This is a genomic window from Microbacterium sp. 1.5R, assembly GCF_007667425.1.
GTDB lineage: Bacteria > Actinomycetota > Actinomycetes > Actinomycetales > Microbacteriaceae > Microbacterium.
Map to the genome: position 1 here is coordinate 1,059,967 of NZ_VDRC01000001.1, position 18,170 is coordinate 1,078,136.

Here is an 18,170-nt window from a genome sequence, read left to right on the forward strand (position 1 = left end):
GATCCATCGAGAAGGAGCACATCATGACGAATTCACGATTCCCGCACCTGAAGACCGGCATGGCATGGGGAGCGGCTGCACTGCTCGTCAGCGTCGCCGCCCCGCTGCCGGCCGCGGCGCAGACCGCTGCCGCCGACGCCCGTCCGGCTGCCGCCCCGACGGCGGTCGACGCCACCGCCGGCTGGCTGCGCCTCGGCCACCTCTCGCCCGACACGAAGTCCGTCGACGTGCGGGTCTCGGCCGTCGCCGGCGGGTCGACCCAGTTCGAGCTCGACGGCGTCGGCTACGGCGACGTCTCGTCGTATCAGGAGCTGCCTGCCGGGTCGTACACGGTGAGCATGGTCCCGGCCGGGTCGTCGGGCACCGACGTCCCGGTCATCTCGCAGACGGTGACGGTCGACGCCGGCACCGCCACGACGGTCGCCGCCTACGGCCCGACCGACGACCTGCAGGTGCGCGCCTTCGACGACGACCTATCCGAGCCCGCCGCCGGATCGGCGCGCATCCGACTCATCCAGGCCTCGACGACCACCCCCGAGGTCGACGTGACCACCGCCCAGGGCGACCCCATCGCGAAGAACGCGAAGGCCGGCTCGGCCACCGGGTACGCCGAGATCCCCGCCGGGGACTGGACCCTGGACCTCACCGGGGAGGGCGTGGAGGACACGGCCGACGTGTCCGTGGCGCCCGGCAGCGTCACGACGCTGTTCGTGCTCGACACCTCGAGCGGCGGTCTGACGATCCTGCCGATCCTCGACAGCGCCTCCGTCGGAGACGTGCCCGACGGTGGGGTCGACACCGGCGGCGGCTACCTCGCGGATGCGACGGTCGACGCACAGGCCCCGGCGAAGCAGGTGCGGGAGGCGTTCTGATGCGCCGCTCAGCCCTGATCGGCATCGCTGCGGGCGCCGTGGTGGTCACCGCGGGCACCGCGGCGATCGCCGTCGGCCTGCACGCGGCCGACACGGGTCCGCCGGATTCGTCGCCCGCGGCGACCTCATCGCCTCTGCCGCCCGACGAGACCGTCGCACGGGACATCGTGGCGGCGGATCTCGCGACCTCGTTCCTCGACGAGTGGGTCGAGGACGGCCGTGTCATCCGCCGCGACGAAGGCGGCGACACGGTCAGCGAGGGGCAGGCGTACGGACTGTTCGCGGCCGTCATCGCCGATGACGAGGAGCAGTTCGACGAGATCTGGGACTGGACCACCGCCGAGCTGGTGCGCGAAGACGGGCTCCTGGCCTGGCGCTGGGACGACGGGAAGGTGGTCGACGACGAGCCCGCGACGGATGCCGATCTCGACGCGGCGCGCGCGCTCGTGCTGGCTGGCGATCGCTTCGGCCGCGACGACCTGCTGGCCGACGGCGTGGAGCTCGCGACGGTGATCGCCGACCGCCTCACCGCGCAGACCGCGCAGGGGCGCATCCTTCTTCCCGGCCTGTGGGCCGCCGACCGCGAGCCCTACGCATACAACCCCAGCTACGCCTCGCCCGTCGCGTTCGACGTCCTCGGGGCGGCGACCGGGGATCCGCGCTGGGCGGAGCTGCAGGCGGGCAGTGCGCAGGTCACGAGCGACATCCTCGACGCCACGGATTTGCCGCCGGACTGGGCACAGGTGCACGCCGACGGTCTCATCGAGCCCATGCCGGGCCCGCGGGGTGGAGGCGAAGCCGTGCAGTACGGGTTCGACGCGCCCCGACTGCTCCTTCGGTTCGCCGAGTCGTGCGATCCGTCCGAGGTCGCGCTCGCCGGACTCCCGCTCGACACCCTCGACCGCGTCGACCAGGTGGCGTCCCGCCTCGACCTCGGCGGCGGCCCCCTGACGTCCGACGAGTCCGCCTTCGCGTACACCGCGCGAGCGGCGTCGGCGTACGCGAGCGGAGACGGAGACGCCGCGGCATCCGACCTCGAGCGCGCCGCGCAGTTCAGCGGTCGGTACCCCACCTATTACGGCGCGGCCTGGGTCATGCTCGGCGCCGCGATGCTCACCGACGACGCCCTCGGCGGCTGCGGGACGGGAGAGGTCTGATGCGCCGACCGGGCGGGATCCACATGCTCGCGGCGATCGGCGTGCTCGCTGCGACGCTCGTCGTGTCGGCGTGCGGCACCGCCGACGTCGCGGCGCCCGCCCCCACCGCGACTCCGAACGGATTCTCGGCGGGCGGTCTGCAGGACCCGGCCACCCCGGCACCGCCGGCGGAGGATGCCGTGCCGACGCGGGTCTCGATCCCCGCGCTCGGCGTCGACTCGGCGTTGGAGGACCTGTCGCTCGACGGCACCGGTCGCCTCACCGCTCCGGTCGACTACGACCTCGCCGGGTGGTACTCGGGCGGAGTCGTGCCGGGCGAGGTGGGGCCGGCGATCATCGCCGGCCACGTCGATTCGCCGTCGGCTCCCGCGGTGTTCGCGGGGCTCGGCTCGCTCGCCGCCGGTGACGAGATCGTCGTCACGCTGTCTGACGGGTCGCAGAGCGTGTTCACGGTCAGCGACAGCATCCAATCGGCGAAGGCGGAGTTCCCGACCTCGTCCGTGTACAGCAACGTGCCCACTCCGGAACTGCGCCTCATCACCTGCGGGGGGATCTTCGACCCCTCCACGGGTCACTACCTCGACAACCTCATCGTCTTCGCCGAACTGCAGAGCTGACCTCCGAAAGGATCCACCATGAACGAGACGCTCGTCATCATCCCCACGTACAACGAGATCGAGAACCTCGAGTCGATCGTCGGCCGGGTGCTCGCATCGGCGGACGTCGACATCCTCGTCGTCGACGACGCGTCGCCCGACGGCACCGGCGAACTCGCCGATGCGCTGGCCGCGCGGCACCCCGAGGTCTCGGTGCTGCACCGCACCGAGAAGAACGGTCTGGGCGGCGCCTACCTCGCCGGCTTCGCCCTGGGGCTCGAGCGCGGCTACGGGGCGCTCGTCGAGATGGATGCCGACGGCTCGCACCGGCCCGAAGAACTGCCCCGCCTGCTGGAGCAGCTCGTCGACCACGACCTCGTGCTCGGGTCGCGGTGGGTGCCCGGTGGCAAGGTCGTCAACTGGTCGCGGCATCGCGAGGTGCTGAGCCGCGGCGGCAACCTGTACGCCCGACTGGCTCTGGGGATCGACGTGCGCGACTCGACCGGCGGCTACCGGGTGTTCAGCGCGTCCGCGCTGCGGCGCATCGATCTCTCCGAGGTCGCGTCCCAGGGGTACTGCTTCCAGGTCGATCTGCTGTGGCGCGCGCTGGAGCGGGGGCTTCGTGTCGTCGAGGTCCCGATCATGTTCGTCGAGCGCGTGCACGGCGAGTCGAAGATGAGCGGCTCCATCGTCGCCGAGTCGCTCAGCCTCGTCACCTGGTGGGGGCTGCGACGGCGTCTGTCCGGAATCTCGCTCTTCGTGCGACGCGGCCAGCGGCTGCGGTCGGTGCGCGCGCTGTCGCACCGGATGCTCCCACCAGTGCAGTCCTGAGCCGCGGCGGCGGGCTCGCGCATCGGGCGAGCCCGCCGTCGTAGCGTCACACCTTCTCAACCGGCGCCTGCAGCTCGGTGAGCCAGTCGGGACCCGGTTCGTGCCCATCGGCCTCCAGGTAGACCTCGCGCGTGGGGCCGACGATGCGGTAGCCGTCGGCGACGATCTGCTGCATCAGCGTCGACCACGACTCCTCGATGCCGCTCATGTCGCCCCGATGCTGCAGCGTCGCCGCGGTGGGGATCTCGGGGAGCTCGACCACGTCGTAGCCGTCGCCGGCCACCGGCTCGGCCTCTGCGGGGTACGAGACGTGCACGCCGACCTTCTCGTCGTCGGCGGCGTCGTACCAGAAGATGCCCGGCTCGAGTAGCGGGCGGCCCGCGGCTTCGAGAGCTCGATCGAGCCCCTCGATCAGGGGGCCGATCAGCGGGCTGACGTTCTCCGGGCCCATCCCGGGAGCCGTGCCGTGCGCGGCGTAGACCGTGACGGCGGGAACGTGCGTGTAAGCGACCTGCGACATGATGTCTCCTTCGAGGTGACGGAGGCGCCGCTCGATCCGGGCGATGCGCAGGCGGTCCGCGGCGATCGACCCCTCGAGGTCGTGCCGGCGCTCGACGAGCAGGGTGCGCAGCGCGGCGTCCTGATCGTCGGCCGCCGTCAGCTCCGCGATGCGATCGAGCCCGATGCCGAGTTCTCGCAGCTCCACGATCGTCAGCAGCAGCGGCAGCTGGTCGATCGAGTAGGAGCGGTAGCCCGTGCGGGCGTCGACCCGCGTGGGCGTCAGGAGACCGATCGCGTCGTAGTGCCGCAGCATGCGCACGCTCACCCGGCCGAGGGCGGCGAATTCTCCGATGGTGTACATGATGTCGACCACACTCGACCATGACACAGTGTGAGGGTCAACAGTCCGGCCGCGACGGATTTCCGCGCCTCCGACCCGCTCGACCCGATAGGTTGCAGAGAGAGGCGGCCGGCCCGGCACTGCAGACGGGTACGGTCGGGTCATCGACGGTCTGGGGAGACGGTGGGCATGGGGACGGAAGACAGCAGAGCGCAGGGGCGCGGCATCCTCACCCCGCTGGCCGTGGGGATCGCACTCGCGGTGCTCAGCGCCGGGGCGGCGGTGGCCTCCACGTTCTTCATCGCCGATGTGCGAGTCGGCGTCCTCGCGGCGATCGTGCTGTCGTTCGGCTGCGTCGGCGTCGCCGCCGGGCTCCTGCTCGCTCGGCGGGGAAGCTGGGCGAACCGGACCTGGCCTCCCGAGCCGCGGTCGACGACCCCCAGCGCCCGCCGCACTCGTCGCGCCACCCTCCTTTACGGCCTCTTCCTCCTGCTGGTGGCTCTCGGCAGCACCGCCGGACTGCTGGTCACGAGGCCCGACGAGAGCGACCACGTGTCGCGGACCTGGGTCCTCGTCGGCCTTCTCACCATCGGCGGACTCGCGATGATCGTCGTCGGCGCACGACGGGTGCCTGAGCCGGTGCGCGCCTCCGAGCGCCCGGTCGGCTCGGCGATCGACGGCGACGCGGAGTGGATGCCGATGGGCCCGCCCCGCCCGGGCGGACTGTTCTCGTGGTGGGCGCCGCTCGCCGTCTCCACCGAGCCCTTCTTCCTCGTCCTGCTGCTCTCGACGCTGTTCCCCCTGGCGTCCCTGCGTCTCGATCCGGTGACGTGGGTGTCGATCGTCGCGGGGCTGGCCCTGCTGGCGGTCATCCTGGTCGTGGTCCTGCGACGGCGGTCCGGTCAGCCGCTCCTCTCGCGCGACGGCGCCCGGGTGCGCGTCGGGAAGAGGGAGGTGCCGACGGCGGATCTGATCAGTGCGATGGCGATGCCCTCCCGGTGGGAGCCTGACGCCACCGAGCGCAGCCTCGCGATCGTCCTCGCCACGGCGGCGAAGACCCGAGCCGTGGTCACCCTGCGGCACCGCGGGCGCATGGCGCTCACCGACGAGCAGACGGCCGCTCTCGCCGCGGCGCTCGAGCAGTCGCAGATCGAGTTGCCGCACGACAAGGACGACCCGAACGGACGGTTCTCGCGGACCCTGTACCCGAACTATCTGACGAAGCGACAGGCGATCGAGATGGTGGAGTACCCACCGGGCGACGGCGAGCCCCTCGGGGTCGCCCCGCCGTCTGCGTGACGAACGGCGTCGAGTCGCTCCTCATTCGCCCATCGAGTCGCGGACCTCGTCCCAGACCGACACGAGGACGTCGTCGAGCGGGAGGTCGGGCGGACCTTCGAGCCACCGGTCGATCGCGAGGTCGAAGCACGTCACCGCGATGGCCGCGAGTGCGTGCGCTCGTCGAGGGTCGGTGCCGCGCTGCGTGAGGGACTCCTCGATGGCGCGGGCGAGGTGATGACTGCGCAGGAGGTCGCGCTCGTGCAGGGCCGGCTCGCTGCGGACGATGCTGCGCCGCCGCGCGATCGGCTGGCGCCACTGCTGGATGCCGCGGCATGCCGCCTGCAGGCCGGCGCGCACCGTCGCCGCTCCGGCGCTCTCGGGTGCGGCCGACTCCATGAACTCGCTCACCGCCTGGGGGAACTCGCGGTCGCGGAGGAAGAGCACGTCGCGTTTGTCGGAGAAGTGGCGGAAGAACGTCCGCGTGGTCAGTCCGGCCTCTGCCGCGATCTGCGGAACCGTGGTCTTCGCGAACCCCTGTCGCTCGAACAGCACCATCGCCACGGCTTCGAGCCGCAGCGCGGCATCCGGTGACCATCGAGGCATTCGTCCATGATGTCACGTCGTGTCGTCAGGTGTACAGTGATGACACGAGATGTCATCACTGTACGAAGGTGGACCGGAATGAGCGACAACACTGCGGCATGGATCGATTCCCCCTACGCGGACCTGACGATCCGCGAGGCTCCCCGACCGACGCCGGGGCCCGGCCAGCTGCTGATCGCCGTGCGCGCCGTGGCGGTGAACCCCCTCGATGCGATCATCCAGTCCAACGGCACCGTGATGTACGGGTGGCTGCGCTACCCCGTGATCCTCGGCGAAGACGTGGCAGGGGTCGTCGTCGAGACCGGTGCGGACGTGGTCGGCTTCTCGATCGGCGATCGCGTCGTCGCGTACGCGATCGGCCTGGAGAAGGGCAGGGATGCCGTCACCGAGAGCGGATTCCAGACCTACGTCGCCGTCGATGCGAGCCTCGCCGCTGCCCTGCCGGATGCGATGCCCTTCGAGGACGCGGCGGTGCTGCCGCTCGCGCTCTCGACCGCGGCGGCCGGTCTCTTCGAAGAGGATCAGCTCGCCCTCGACCACTCCCGACTCGGGCAGTCCGCACCGCGCGACGAGGTCGTCGTCGTGTGGGGCGGGGCGACAGCCGTCGGCGGCAACGCGATCCAGCTCGCCCGCGCGGCCGGATACCGCGTCATCACGACCGCCTCGCCCCGCAATCACGAGCGGATGAGGGAGCTCGGGGCGGAGGCGGCCTTCGACTACCGCGACCCCCGTGCGGTCGAGCGGATCGTCGGAGCCGTGAACGGATCGCCCGTCGCCGGCATCCTCGCCGTCGCCGTCGGCTCGGCCGAGCCCTGCCGCGAGATCGCGCGACTCACCGGCGCCGGGCGGATCGCCATGGCGAGTCCCCCGGTCTCGTTCTACGAGCAGCCCCGCAGGCCGGGACTCTCGCTGCAGCGGATCCGCCTGTTCCTGCGCCTCGGCACACGGACGGCGCTGATGCAGGTCCGCAGCCGCATCCGCGGCATCCGCCCCTCGTTCATCTGGGGCAGCGCCATCGCCGGCTCCGCCGTGGGTCCCGCCGTCTGGGGAGCGTACCTCCCTGCGGCGCTCGCGGCGGGCAGCCATCGCCCGTACCCCGAGGCCCGCGTCGTCGGCGAGGGCCTACCCGCGATCCAGGGAGCAGTCGACACCCTGCGCGGCGGAGTGTCGGCCGAGAAGCTCGTCGTCACGCTCCCCGCGCCGGCCGACTCCTGAGCTCGGCACCGCCGCGGGTCAGGCGCCCTCGGCGCGACCCGCCTTCCAGTAGCCCATGAACGCGACGTCCGTCCGCGAGATGCCGAGCTCGCGCACGAGATGGCGGCGGAGACCCGTGATGACGGTCGCTTCGCCCGCCAGCCAGGCGTAGTCATCACCGGCGGGTCGATCCGTCACCTCCCAGAGCAACGTCTCCGGCGCGAGGTCCTCGACCGGCTCCCCCGACTTCCCCGAGCGGTCCTGCCCCCAGCCGATCACCGCCTCACGCAGCACCTCCCCGTACGGCCGACCCTCGCGAGGCAGCCAGACGACATCGACACCCGAGCGGTTCGCGACCGGGATCCGATCGTCGACGCCGGGCACTTCGATGAAGGCGACCCCCCGCGCCTCCTCGGGAAGCGACTCGACGATCCCGCAGATCGCCGGACCCGCGGTCTCGTCGCCGGCGATGAGCAGCGACCCGGCATCTCCCGGATGCCACTCCGCTCCGCCGCGGTGAGGTCCGTCGGCGCGCCGGTCGGGTCCGATGAGGGTGATCTCGTCACCCACCCGCGCCCGGTCGGCCCACGCCGAGGCGGGGCCCTCCGTGCCGTGCAGGACGAACTCGATGTCGACCTCGCCCGTGGCGGGGCGCACGGTGCGGAGGGTGTAGGTGCGCAGCGGGTTGCGCTCGGCATCCGGCAGGTCGCGCCAGCGCTGATACCACTCGGTCACGAGGGGGCGCGGCTCCGCGAAGAGCCCGAAGTCCGTCTCGGTCCCGTCCTCGAAGGGGATCAGCAGCTTCACTCGCTGATCGGGACCTCGCAGCACGAGGTGCTGCGACTCCGGCCCGGCGAACGTGAAGCGCACGAAGTGCTCGCTCAGCCGGACGATGCGCTGGACGGTGAGACGATAGGCCCGACTCGGAGCGAAGGTCATGACACGCCCCCGGGGTTGTCGAGCTGATGGTGTCGCCCGATCGGCAGCATGAGCGGCTTCCCCGACGTCGGATCGATGATGATGCGGCTCTCCATGCCGAACAGATCGCGCACCACGTCCTCCGTCAGCACGTCGACCGGATCGCCGAGCGCCCGCAGCCGGCCCCCTTCGAGCGCGATGAGGTGGTCGGCGTATCGCGCGGCGAGGTTGAGGTCGTGGAGGACCATGACGACCGTCGTGCCGCGAGACCGGTTGAGGTCGGTGAGGAGGTCGAGGACCTCGACCTGGTGGCTGACGTCGAGGAAGGTCGTCGGTTCGTCGAGCAGCAGCACCTCGGTCTCCTGCGCCAGGGCCATCGCGATCCACACGCGCTGGCGCTGGCCTCCGGAGAGCTCGTCGACAGGGCGATCGGCGAGCGCGGCGGTCTCGGTCGCGTCGAGCGCACGGGCCACCGCGAGGTCGTCGTCGTGCGTCCAGCGGGTGAACATCCCCTGGTGCGGATGCCGCCCGCGACCGACGAGATCGGAGACCGTGATGCCCTCGGGGGCGATCGGCGACTGCGGAAGCAGGCCGAGCGTGCGCGCGAGTTCCTTCGCGGGCATCCGGTGCACCTCCTTGCCGTCGAGCAGCACGCGTCCGCCCTGCGGAGCGAGCAGACGGGACATCGATCGCAGCAGCGTCGACTTCCCGCACGCGTTCGGGCCGACGATGACGCTGATCCGCCCCGCGGGGATCTCGAGGTCGAGGTCGCTGATGACGGCCCGGTCGGCGTAGCCGAGAGTCAGATCCTCGGCAGCGAGTGTGTGCGCGGACGTCACAGGGATCCCCCGTTTCGGTTGGTGCGGATGATGAGGTACACGAGGTAGGGCGCGCCGAGCGCGCCGGTGACGACGCCGACGGGGAACCGGGTGCCCAGGGCGTACTGCCCGATGAAGTCGGCGACGAGCACGAGGATCGCGCCGACGAGCGCGGACGGCACGAGCATGGATCCGTTCGGCCCCACGATGCGCGCCGCGATCGGCCCCGACAGGAACGCGACGAAGGCGATCGGCCCCGCGGCCGCCGTGCCGAAGGCGATGAGACCGACGGCAGCGATCACGACGATGATGCGGGTGCGCTCGATCCGCACACCCAGCGCCGCCGCTGCGTCGTCGCCGAGCCGCATCGTGTGCAGGTCGCGCGACTGCGACAGCAGCACGGGGCCCAGCACGGCGAGGGCGATCAGCGCCGGCAGCGTCGCCTGCCAGCTCGCTCCGTTCAGGCTGCCACTGAGCCAGCGGACCGCCTCCTGCAGGTCCCACTGCCCCGCCTGAGACAGCACGTACGCCGTGACGCTCTCGAGCATCGCGGCGACGCCGATCCCGATGAGGATCAGTCGCGTGCCCGCCACTCCGCTCCGGCTCGCGAGAGCGTAGATGAGCAGGGCGACGATGAGGCCGGCGGCGATGGCGATGACCGAGACGGCCGTGCTGCCCAACGACAGCATGACGATCGCGAACGCCGCCGCCGCGCTGGCGCCCGCACTGATGCCGATGACGTCAGGGCTGGCAAGAGGGTTTCGCAGCATGGTCTGGAAGCTGACGCCGGCGAGCCCGAAGCTCGCGCCGGCGACGACGGCGAGCACGGCCCGGGGCAGTCGCAGCCGACCCACGGTGAAGGTCGCGCCGTCGACGTCGTGCCCGAGGATCACGCCGATGACGTCGCCGAGCGAGTACACCGTGCGCCCGAAGACCAGGGAGCAGACGAAGACCACGACGATGACTGCGACGAAGACGGCGATCACGGTGCGTCGGCGGCGGGACCTGCGGACCCGGCTGCCTGCGACGAGCGCCACGGTCGCCTCGTGGCCGGTGTCGGCGAGGACGGGGGCGGTCACAGTTCGCGCACTTTCTGCCTGCGGACGATCGCGATGAAGACCGGCCCGCCGATGAGGGCGGTGAGGATGCCGACGTCGATCTCACTCGGACGGGCGATGACGCGCCCGATGATGTCGGCGAGGAGGAGCAGGGCGGCGCCGCCCGCCGCGGAGAACGGGAGCAGCCACCGGTAGTCGGGGCCGAAGAGGAGGCGTAAGAAGTGCGGGACGACGAGTCCGACGAACGCGATGGGGCCGGCGAGCGCCGTCGCGGCACCGGCGAGGATGACGGCACCGAGGGCGGCCAGGCCCCGCGTGACGGCGACCCGCTCGCCGAGCCCGGCCGCGAGATCGTCGCCCAGGGCGAGGGAGTTGAGACCGCGACCGGAGGCCAGGCTGAGAACGAATCCCGCGAGGAGGAAGGGGAGCACGAGGGAGAGCGACTCGAACGTCGCGCCGCCGACGCCGCCGATCTGCCATGAGCGGATGGTCGCGGAGAGATCGGCTCGGGGAAGAGAGATCGCGGTCACGAAGGAGGCGAGCGCGGCGGATGTCGCCGCGCCGGCCAGCGCCAGCTTCAGCGGGGTGGCTCCCCCGCGTCCGAGCGACCCGACCACGTAGACGAACACCGCGGCGACGGCGGCTCCGGCGATCGCCGTCCAGATGTAGGCCGAGGCGCTGGAGAGACCGAACCACGCGATGCTCGCCACGATCGCGAGGGAGGCGCCCATGTTGACGCCGAGGATGCCGGGATCGGCGAGCGGGTTGCGGGTGACTCCCTGCATGACCGCACCGGCCAGGCCCAGTGCCGCACCCACGAGGATCGCCATCGCGGTGCGGGGCAGACGGGTCTGCACAGCACCCTGGCCGAGGTTCTCCACCGTCCCCGAGAGCCCGGCGACGATGTCGTCCCACGAGACGTCACGCGACCCGACGGCGACCGACAGGAGAACGAGCACGACGACCGCGGCGACGACGACGAGCAGCCAGAGGAGACGCTGACGATTCGGACGCCGCACCGCATGCACAGTGGCGACGTCCGAATCGATCACGGTCCTGGTCACTGGGCGTTGTCGGCCGCGGCGCTCAGGAGAGACAGGTAGTCGTCGAGCACGTAGGAGATCGCGAGAGGCGTCGGGTTGGCGGCCGTGCCGAGCGTGTCGGAGCCGAGCAGCACCATCGACCCGTTGGCCACAGCGGGCATCTGCGACAGGAGCGCGTTGCCCTCGAGGGTCTTCACGAGCTCCTCGTCGCCGTACGTGACGATGATGTCGACATCCGAGAAGGTGTCGACCTGCTCCGCGCTGATCGTTCCCGAGAACTTGTCCTTATCCTCCGACGCCTCGGCGATGCTCGCCGGGGTCGACAGGCCGAGGTCCTCGAAGAAGGCCGCGCGCGTGTCGTTCGCGGTGTAGAAGCTGACCTCGCTGAGATCGCTGGGGTCGACGTGGGTGAGGAACATCGTCGACTTGCCCTCGAGCTGCGGGTGCTCGGCCATCGCGTCCTGGATCTCGCCCTCGATGTCGGCGACGAGCTGCTCACCCTCCTCGGCCATGCCCATGCCCATCGCGTTGTACTCGATGACATCGCGCCACGACGTCGCCCAGGGGCCCTCGGGGTAGGCCACGACCGGCGCGATCTCACTGAGCGTGTCGTAGTCCTCCTGGGTCAGGCCCGAGTACGAGGCGAGGATCACGTCGGGGTCGGTGTCCGCGACCGCTTCGAAGTCGATGCCGTCGGTCTCGTCGAACAGCACGGGGGTCTCAGCGCCGAGCTCGTCGAGCTTCTCCTTGACCCACGGGAGCAGCCCGTCGCCGTCGTCGTCTCCGAAGTTCGCCGCGGCCATGCCGACGGGCACGACGCCGAGCGCGAGCGGGACCTCGTGGTTGGCCCACTGCACGGTGGCCACGCGCTCGGGCTTCTCGGTGATCTCCGTCGTGCCGAGCGCGTGCTCGATGACGATGGGGTAGCCCTCCGCGGAGGCGGAGCCCGTGTCCGCGGAGTCCGAGTCGGGGGTCGTGCTGCAGGCGGCGAGGCTGACGACGAGGGCAGCGACCGCTGCCCCCGCAGCCGCGAGACGATGAGCGCGCATGAGTATCTCCAGTGCGTGAGTGAGGGTGGGGTGCCGTGACCGGAACACCGCGCGAATGATCGGAGCGCAGCTTAGGTGAGGCTTACCTCACGCTAGCGTGCGTGCCGAACCCGACGCAAATGCGCGGCGAGCCGTTGCCCTGTGTGTGTGCGGGGCAGAACGGCGCCGACCGTCTTCAGGCGTCGAGGTCTGCGGAGCTCTCGTCGGCGATGACCACGATCTTGCCGACCGCGCGACCGGTGACCGAGCGGGCGTAGGCGTCTCGGACGCGCTCCAGCGGATACCGGGAGTCGATGGGCACCTCCACATCGCCTCGCACGATGAGGTCTGCGAGCTCGGCGAGTTCCGCCGTGCCGGCGTCCGCACCGCCGACTCCTCGCACCGCGTGTGTCGCGAGGGCGTCGTAGTCGGCGATGGTGTTGATCCGATGCGCCATGACGCCGAGTCGCAGGGCTGCGTCCACGGTGCCGTGGCCGACGGTGTCGAACACGGCGGAGATGCCGTCGGGTGCGGCTGCCCGCAGCCTGTCGACGAGACCCGGCCCATGGGCGATGGGTTCGACCCCCAGTCGCCGCAGCAGCGGATGATTGGCGGTCGACGCCGTGCCGAGCACGCGCGCCCCGCCGATACGGGCGAGCTGAGCAGTGAGTATCCCGACCCCGCCCGCTGCCCCGCCGACGAGCACGACGTCGCGTGCTGTGACCTGTTGCGACCGCACGCTCGCGACCGCGGTGCGCCCCGCCACGTTCAGCACACCGGCGATCGTCAGCGACATGCCGTCGGGAACCCGCGCCACCTGCTGCGGATCGATGAGCAGGTGGTCGGCTTGCGCGTGGAAGCGCAGTCCCCGAACACCCGGTCGCCGGTCAGCCAGTCCCCCGCGACGCGGGCACCCCGAGCCACGATCGTGCCGGCGAAGTCGTACCCGGTCCCCGAGGGCAGCGACCGGTCGTACGCATCGTGCAGCGGTTCGCCGCTGAAGATCTTTCAGTCGACCGGATTCACCCCGGCGGCCGCCACACGGACGAGGACCTCCGTCGGCCCGGGGACGGGCACGGGGCGCCGTTCGATCTCGAGCACCTCGGGACCGCCGAAACGGCGATACACCACCCGCCGAGAAGTCCCGCCGTCCGCCCCGCCCGCACTGGTCGCCATGGATCCACGCTACGCCGACGCTCGTCGGCTCGGAACGACGAAGGCCCCGCATCCCGGTCGTTTCGACGGGGCGGGGCCTTCGTGGTGGCGGTGACGGTGGGATTTGAACCCACGGTAGGGGGTTACCCTACACAACTTTTCGAGAGTTGCACCTTCGGCCGCTCGGACACGTCACCGCGGACTAGCTTACGACACGGCGCGCCGCGGCGCGAATCGGCATCCTCCCCTCCTTCGGTCGGCACCCGCTGCCGCAATTCCCGTTGAATTCCCGCAGGAGGGGCCACCTCGACGGGCGCGTCGCGAGGTTTTCTCCGGCCGCGGGGTCCCGGCGTCGCCCCGGCGACCAAGTTAGGATTGCCTAAACGGGAGGATCCGCATCATGGCTTTCATCACGTCGGCGGCTCTCGCCGAGACCGGATACGTCGTCCTCGACGACCACGACCAGGCCGCCGACCCCGCCGAATGGCTCGACCTGCAGTACATCGGCTGGCGGTCGTCGGGCGTGACCCGCTTCGCCCCTCTCGCGAGCTATGCGGGCGAGATCGAGTGCAACGGGTTCTGGAACCAGACGCCGCCGCGCACCGACAAGGACGGCGTGTGGGTGCCGTCGCAGGTCGCGCTCGCGCCGACCCTGCAGCGCCGCGCGCTCGAACCGGGCGCCGGCGTCGGCCGCTGCCGCGTCATCGAACTGCAGCCGAACACCTACGCCGACGCGATCTACAACCTCCACCAGGACGACAACAACCGCCTCAATGACGACGGCTCCGGGTGGGTCGTCCGCGGCTACTACAACCTCACCGACGACCCCGACTCGCTGCTCATCCTGCGCTCCGACCGCTTCGACCCGGCGACCGAGATCAGGATGCCGTTGCACGCCGGCTCGCGCATCGTCGTCGACACGCAGCGCTTCTGGCACGCGGTGTGGCATCGGGGCGCCGCCCCGCGCTTCGCGCTCATCACCTCGTGGACCTCCGGCCCTGAGCTCGACGCGTACATCGCGGCGAACCACGGAGATCCCCACCCGGTGACCGTGAACCTCGACCCCGGGCTCGTCGACGAGGCTCAGCAGGAACTCCATCGCCGCATCGAGGAGCGCCGCCGCGTCTTCGAGGCGCAGGGGATCGTCATGGAGCCCCGCGCCGACCTGAGCGTCTGACGCGCCACTGCCCCCGCACGACGCTCACCGCGTTTCGTCTCGTCGCTGCGCTCCTCGCTCAACGACCCGCGAAGGAGGCACACCCGCGAACCTCAGTGCTCCGCGCTCGACGACCCGCAAGCCCCCCGGTCGTTGAGCGAGCGAAGCGAGACGAAACGCGCCACACCCCGCGGAACCTCGTCGTGTCAGACCGTGCGTCCGTCGACGAGCCGCACGACGCGGTCGACGCTGCCCGCGGGCGGGGCGACGTGCGAGATGAGCAGCACCGACTGGTCCCCCGCGGCGCCGAGCAGATCAGCGAGCAGGGCATCCGATGCCTCCGGATCGACCCCGGCCGTCGGCTCGTCCAGCACGAGGACCGGGAACCCGCGCAGCAGCGCCCGGGCGAGCGCGATGCGCTGGGCCTGCCCGCCCGATACGAGGCCACCGCGGTCGCCGACCCGGGCATCCAGTCCGCCGCGCTCGTGCACCCACGCCCCGAGCCCGACCCGGTCGAGCACGGCGAGCAGCTCCTCGTCGGTGGCGGTGTCGCGGGCGAACAGCAGGTTCTGCCGCACGTCCTCGTCGAACAGCTGCGGACTCTGCTCGCACAGCCCGATGGTCCGCCGCAGCGCCGGACCAGACAGCGCCGACGCGTCGACCCCGCCGATCGTGTACGAGCCCTCCGCACGCAGGAACCCGACGAGCACGGCGGCGAGAGAGCTCTTGCCGGCGCCGCTCGGCCCGGAGACGAGCACCCGCTCCCCCGGCCTCAGCTCCAGATCGACGCCGCGCAGCGCCGGGGCACCGCCCGGCCACTCGGCCCTCACGTCGCGCAGACGCACAGCGGGCGTGCCCTCGATCTCGGTGTCGTCTCCGTCGTCCGGCCGCAGCTGCTCCGGCATCCGCTCGGGCAGCACGTCGACGATGCGCTCGGCGCTGCCGCGCACGCTGCGCCAGGATGCCGCGGCGATCGGCACCGCGCCGAAGACCTCGAACACCACCATCGGCACGAGCACGGCGACCGCGAGCCACGGACCGTCGATGGCTCCGGTGATGAGACCGGGAGCGGCGGCGGCGAGCGCCCAGACGGACGCTGCCCCCGCCACGGCCGACACGACTCCCGCGGCGACGGCCTGCGCGAACGACGCCCGGCCGACGGCCTGGCGCAGCGCGGCATCCGCCTCCTGCACGCGCTCTCGAGCCCGGGGCTCTGCCCCATAGGCGAGCAGCACGTCGAGGCTGCCGAGGTAGTCGGTGAGTGCGGCGGTCAGGTCGCCGCGCCTGGTCGACACGACGGCTTCGGCCCGCGAGCCGAACAACCAGCCGAGGCCGACGGCGGCCAGCGCAGCCACGACGAGGCACACCGCGAGCGTGACGGCAGCGGGCACCGACACGAACAGCAGGAACCCGACCGCGCCGAACGCGACGACTGCGGACACGGCGAGCGGCTGCACGACCCGCAGCGGCAGATTCTGCAGGTTCTCGACGTCGTCCACCAGGGCCGACAGCACACGTCCGTGGTCGGTGCGTCCGAGTCCGGCGGGTGACAGGGGCGTGAGTCGGCGCACCATGTCGGCGCGTGTCGTGGAGAGCTGCCGCAGGGCGGCGTCGTGTCCGCTCAGGCGTTCGAGGTAGCGGGTGACGGCACGGGTCACGGCGAAGAACCGCACACCGACGACGGCGACCGACAGGGGCACGAGCGAGTCCACGATCGAGGCGCTAACGATGAGCCAGCCGCTCACCGCGAGCAGGCTCACGGCGGCACCGGCCGACAGCACGCCCCAGATCAGCCCGGGCAGGAACCGCCGGAACGGCGGCTGCGCGAGCCGCAGCACATCCCGGATGCGGAGGGCGCGCGATTCGGAACGGATGCCGTCGCTCATACCCGCACCCCCAGCTCGACGACCTGGTCGGCGATGCGTCGCGCCGAGCGGCGGTGCGAGACGACGAGCACCGTCGCGCCCGCATCCGCCCGCACGCGCAGTGAATCCCACAGCCGCTGCTCGGTGTCGGCGTCCAGCGCGCTCGACGGCTCGTCCAGTGCGAGCACCGCCTCGGGTCGCCGCGCCTGCCGGTACAGCGCCCGGGCGACGGCGACGCGCTGCGCCTGTCCGCCGGAGAGTCCGCTCCCCTGCACGCCGAGCTCCAGCCTTGGATCGAGGTCGGCGCATGCGGCGTCGAGCGCGCGGCGTACCCCTGCGGCATCCTCGTCATCGCCGAGTGCCACGTTCGCCGCGATCGTGCCGCGGCTCAGCTGCGGCCGCTGCCCCGCCCACGCCATCCAGTCGGCGGGCGACAGCTCGCGCACGTCGATGCCGCCGACGCCGGCCGACCCCTCGAATGCGACGGCGCCGCGCAGCGCGGCCAGCAGACTGGACTTGCCGGATCCGCTCGGACCCTCGATCAGGGTGACCGTGCCAGGGGAGGCCGTGAACGATACCGGCGGGAGGTCGCGCACGCGCAGGTCATGAACGATGAGCGGACCACGGGGAGGCGCGCTGCGCCACGAGGCGCGTTTCGTCTCGTCGCTGCGCTCCTCGCTCAACGACCTTCCCCCGGTCGTCGAGCGAGCGAAGCGAGCGCCGTGCTGAGCGAGCGGAGCGAGTCGAAGTGACGAAACGTCGAGCCCCGCCTCCGCAGCCCCCGCCTCGTCGAGCACCGCGAACACGTCTTCCGTCGCCGCGACGCCCTCCGCGGCGGCGTGGAACTGCACCCCGACCTGGCGGATCGGCAGGAACGCCTCCGGGGCGAGCAGCAGCACGAAGAGCCCGACCTCGAGCGACAGGTCTCCCGACAGCAGGCGGAAGCCGACGGCCACTGCGATGAGCGCGACGGCGAGCGAGGCCAGCAGCTCCATCGCGAAGCCCGACAGGAAAGAGAACCGCAGCACCTTCATGGTCTCGCGGCGGTACTCGTCGGCCGTGTGCTCGATCTGCGCGGCGGCGCGGCGATCGCGTCCGAACAGCCGCAGTGTCGCGAGCCCCTGCACGGTGTCGGCGAACCGCGCGGCGAGCCGCTGCAGCGTCTGCCACTGCCGACGCTGCACCGTGCGGGTCGCGATGCCGATGAGGATGAGGAAGAGCGGGATCAGCGGCAGGGTGATCGCGGCGGTGAGTCCGCTCGGCCAGTCCTGCCACCACATCACCGCGAGGATCACCGGCGTCGCGACGACGGTGAGCACGAGCTGAGGGATGTATCGGGCGAAGTACGCGTCGAGCGCCTCGAGCCCGTGCCCGGCGGTGACGGCGAGCTCGGTGCGGTTGCGCTGGGCGAGCCAGCCCGGGCCCAGTCGGCCGATCGCCGCGAGGAGTGCGGCGCGCAGCTGCATCCCCGTCTTCGCCGCGGCCCTGGTGCCTGCCGCGTCCGACGCGGCGATCAGAGCCCCGCGCAGCAACGCCAGCCCCAAGAGGCACAGCAGGGATGCCGTCACGTCGCGCCCGGCGAGGGCGCCGGTCACGGCATCCGTCAGCATCCAGGCGAAGGCGATCGTGACCGCCGTCTGCACGACGCCGATCATGCCGGACAGGAGCAGGAACCCCCGCGCGGCGCTCGCGTACCGGATGAGCCGGATGTCGACGGGTTTCACGCCTGGCCCCGAGACGTCGTTCCGGTCGCA

General features: G+C 71.5%; 19 protein-coding genes and 1 tRNA gene. 7 read left to right on the plus strand and 13 right to left on the minus strand.

Annotated elements, in window-relative coordinates; all coding sequences use genetic code 11:
• The first annotated feature begins 23 nt into the window (after positions 1-23).
• From FSY98_RS05260 to FSY98_RS05275, 4 genes are read left to right on the plus strand one after another with little or no spacing between them, the layout of a single operon-like run.
• The gene (locus FSY98_RS05260; protein WP_144874597.1) at positions 24-872 is read left to right on the plus strand and encodes a DUF4397 domain-containing protein; all 849 of its coding nucleotides are present in this window, start codon (positions 24-26) and stop codon (positions 870-872) included.
• Entirely contained in the window at positions 872-2,029 is a 1,158-nt protein-coding gene (locus tag FSY98_RS05265) for a glycosyl hydrolase family 8 (protein WP_144874599.1), read from the plus strand. The genes FSY98_RS05260 and FSY98_RS05265 overlap by 1 nt, the downstream gene beginning before the upstream one ends.
• Positions 2,029-2,646, plus strand: a complete 618-nt coding sequence (locus FSY98_RS05270) for a class F sortase (RefSeq protein ID WP_144874601.1) — start codon at positions 2,029-2,031, stop codon at positions 2,644-2,646. Before FSY98_RS05265 ends, FSY98_RS05270 begins: the two co-directional genes overlap by 1 nt.
• 18 nt (positions 2,647-2,664) lie before the next feature.
• A complete protein-coding gene (locus tag FSY98_RS05275; RefSeq protein WP_144874603.1) occupies positions 2,665-3,456 on the plus strand; it encodes a polyprenol monophosphomannose synthase in 792 nt (263 codons plus the stop codon).
• A gap of 46 nt (positions 3,457-3,502) precedes the next feature.
• Here FSY98_RS05275 and FSY98_RS05280 read toward each other — a convergent pair whose 3' ends face one another.
• Positions 3,503-4,345 (minus strand): MerR family transcriptional regulator, encoded by an 843-nt coding sequence (locus FSY98_RS05280; RefSeq protein ID WP_260857287.1) that lies wholly within the window; start codon positions 4,343-4,345, stop codon positions 3,503-3,505.
• Positions 4,346-4,486: 141 nt separating this feature from the next.
• Between FSY98_RS05280 and FSY98_RS05285 the strand changes: the two genes are divergently transcribed.
• Positions 4,487-5,596, plus strand: coding sequence for a hypothetical protein (locus FSY98_RS05285; RefSeq protein ID WP_144874605.1), 1,110 nt, complete (start codon positions 4,487-4,489; stop codon positions 5,594-5,596).
• 21 nt (positions 5,597-5,617) lie between these two features.
• Here the strand turns inward: FSY98_RS05285 and FSY98_RS05290 are convergent, their stop codons facing one another.
• A complete protein-coding gene (locus FSY98_RS05290) occupies positions 5,618-6,181 on the minus strand; it encodes a TetR/AcrR family transcriptional regulator (RefSeq protein WP_144874607.1) in 564 nt (187 codons plus the stop codon).
• 78 nt (positions 6,182-6,259) lie between these two features.
• On the opposite strand from FSY98_RS05290, the gene FSY98_RS05295 reads away from it, so the two are divergent.
• Complete coding sequence (locus FSY98_RS05295) at positions 6,260-7,396, plus strand: zinc-binding alcohol dehydrogenase family protein (protein WP_144874609.1); 1,137 nt, start codon at positions 6,260-6,262, stop codon at positions 7,394-7,396.
• 18 nt (positions 7,397-7,414) lie between these two features.
• Here FSY98_RS05295 and FSY98_RS05300 read toward each other — a convergent pair whose 3' ends face one another.
• The 9 genes from FSY98_RS05300 to FSY98_RS05330 all read right to left on the minus strand — a co-directional run bounded on the left by FSY98_RS05300 (position 7,415) and on the right by FSY98_RS05330 (position 13,592).
• Entirely contained in the window at positions 7,415-8,314 is a 900-nt protein-coding gene (locus FSY98_RS05300) for a siderophore-interacting protein (RefSeq protein ID WP_144874611.1), read from the minus strand.
• Positions 8,311-9,132: an ABC transporter ATP-binding protein gene (locus FSY98_RS05305; protein WP_144874613.1), complete on the minus strand. Its 822-nt coding sequence runs from the start codon at positions 9,130-9,132 to the stop codon at positions 8,311-8,313. Before FSY98_RS05305 ends, FSY98_RS05300 begins: the two co-directional genes overlap by 4 nt.
• Positions 9,129-10,190, minus strand: coding sequence for an iron chelate uptake ABC transporter family permease subunit (locus FSY98_RS05310; RefSeq protein ID WP_144874615.1), 1,062 nt, complete (start codon positions 10,188-10,190; stop codon positions 9,129-9,131). Before FSY98_RS05310 ends, FSY98_RS05305 begins: the two co-directional genes overlap by 4 nt.
• Positions 10,187-11,221: an iron ABC transporter permease gene (locus FSY98_RS05315; protein WP_222119112.1), complete on the minus strand. Its 1,035-nt coding sequence runs from the start codon at positions 11,219-11,221 to the stop codon at positions 10,187-10,189. Before FSY98_RS05315 ends, FSY98_RS05310 begins: the two co-directional genes overlap by 4 nt.
• A gap of 8 nt (positions 11,222-11,229) precedes the next feature.
• Complete coding sequence (locus tag FSY98_RS05320; protein WP_144874617.1) at positions 11,230-12,261, minus strand: iron-siderophore ABC transporter substrate-binding protein; 1,032 nt, start codon at positions 12,259-12,261, stop codon at positions 11,230-11,232.
• A gap of 175 nt (positions 12,262-12,436) precedes the next feature.
• Complete coding sequence (locus tag FSY98_RS05325) at positions 12,437-13,057, minus strand: zinc-binding dehydrogenase (RefSeq protein WP_144874619.1); 621 nt, start codon at positions 13,055-13,057, stop codon at positions 12,437-12,439.
• Positions 13,027-13,245 carry an alcohol dehydrogenase catalytic domain-containing protein gene (locus FSY98_RS17020; protein WP_396652343.1) on the minus strand — a complete coding sequence of 73 codons (219 nt, stop codon included), beginning with the start codon at positions 13,243-13,245 and terminating at the stop codon, positions 13,027-13,029. The genes FSY98_RS05325 and FSY98_RS17020 overlap by 31 nt, the downstream gene beginning before the upstream one ends.
• A 3-nt stretch (positions 13,246-13,248) precedes the next feature.
• Complete coding sequence (locus FSY98_RS16640; protein WP_186307551.1) at positions 13,249-13,416, minus strand: hypothetical protein; 168 nt, start codon at positions 13,414-13,416, stop codon at positions 13,249-13,251.
• An 85-nt stretch (positions 13,417-13,501) separates the two neighbouring features.
• Positions 13,502-13,592, minus strand: a tRNA-Ser gene (locus tag FSY98_RS05330).
• 203 nt (positions 13,593-13,795) lie between these two features.
• Here FSY98_RS05330 and FSY98_RS05335 point away from each other — a divergent pair.
• Positions 13,796-14,572: a hypothetical protein gene (locus FSY98_RS05335; RefSeq protein WP_144874621.1), complete on the plus strand. Its 777-nt coding sequence runs from the start codon at positions 13,796-13,798 to the stop codon at positions 14,570-14,572.
• Between the two features lie 185 nt (positions 14,573-14,757).
• Here the strand turns inward: FSY98_RS05335 and cydC are convergent, their stop codons facing one another.
• Both cydC and cydD read right to left on the minus strand, forming a co-directional pair.
• Positions 14,758-16,437: a thiol reductant ABC exporter subunit CydC gene (gene cydC, locus FSY98_RS05340; protein WP_144874622.1), complete on the minus strand. Its 1,680-nt coding sequence runs from the start codon at positions 16,435-16,437 to the stop codon at positions 14,758-14,760.
• The gene (gene cydD, locus FSY98_RS05345; protein WP_144874624.1) at positions 16,434-18,140 is read right to left on the minus strand and encodes a thiol reductant ABC exporter subunit CydD; all 1,707 of its coding nucleotides are present in this window, start codon (positions 18,138-18,140) and stop codon (positions 16,434-16,436) included. Before cydD ends, cydC begins: the two co-directional genes overlap by 4 nt.
• Positions 18,141-18,170: the final 30 nt, after the last annotated feature.

Bases quoted from the DNA above. Each gene is read 5' to 3' on its own strand.
- FSY98_RS05260 (WP_144874597.1), top strand. From the start codon at position 24: ATGACGAATTCACGATTCCCGCACCTGAAGACCGGCATGGCATGGGGA.
- FSY98_RS05265 (WP_144874599.1), top strand. From the start codon at position 872: ATGCGCCGCTCAGCCCTGATCGGCATCGCTGCGGGCGCCGTGGTGGTC.
- FSY98_RS05270 (WP_144874601.1), top strand. From the start codon at position 2,029: ATGCGCCGACCGGGCGGGATCCACATGCTCGCGGCGATCGGCGTGCTC.
- FSY98_RS05275 (WP_144874603.1), top strand. From the start codon at position 2,665: ATGAACGAGACGCTCGTCATCATCCCCACGTACAACGAGATCGAGAAC.
- FSY98_RS05285 (WP_144874605.1), top strand. From the start codon at position 4,487: ATGGGGACGGAAGACAGCAGAGCGCAGGGGCGCGGCATCCTCACCCCG.
- FSY98_RS05290 (WP_144874607.1), bottom strand. From the start codon at position 6,181: ATGCCTCGATGGTCACCGGATGCCGCGCTGCGGCTCGAAGCCGTGGCG.
- FSY98_RS05295 (WP_144874609.1), top strand. From the start codon at position 6,260: ATGAGCGACAACACTGCGGCATGGATCGATTCCCCCTACGCGGACCTG.
- FSY98_RS05300 (WP_144874611.1), bottom strand. From the start codon at position 8,314: ATGACCTTCGCTCCGAGTCGGGCCTATCGTCTCACCGTCCAGCGCATC.
- FSY98_RS05320 (WP_144874617.1), bottom strand. From the start codon at position 12,261: ATGCGCGCTCATCGTCTCGCGGCTGCGGGGGCAGCGGTCGCTGCCCTC.
- FSY98_RS16640 (WP_186307551.1), bottom strand. From the start codon at position 13,416: ATGGCGACCAGTGCGGGCGGGGCGGACGGCGGGACTTCTCGGCGGGTG.
- FSY98_RS05335 (WP_144874621.1), top strand. From the start codon at position 13,796: ATGGCTTTCATCACGTCGGCGGCTCTCGCCGAGACCGGATACGTCGTC.
- cydC (WP_144874622.1), bottom strand. From the start codon at position 16,437: ATGAGCGACGGCATCCGTTCCGAATCGCGCGCCCTCCGCATCCGGGAT.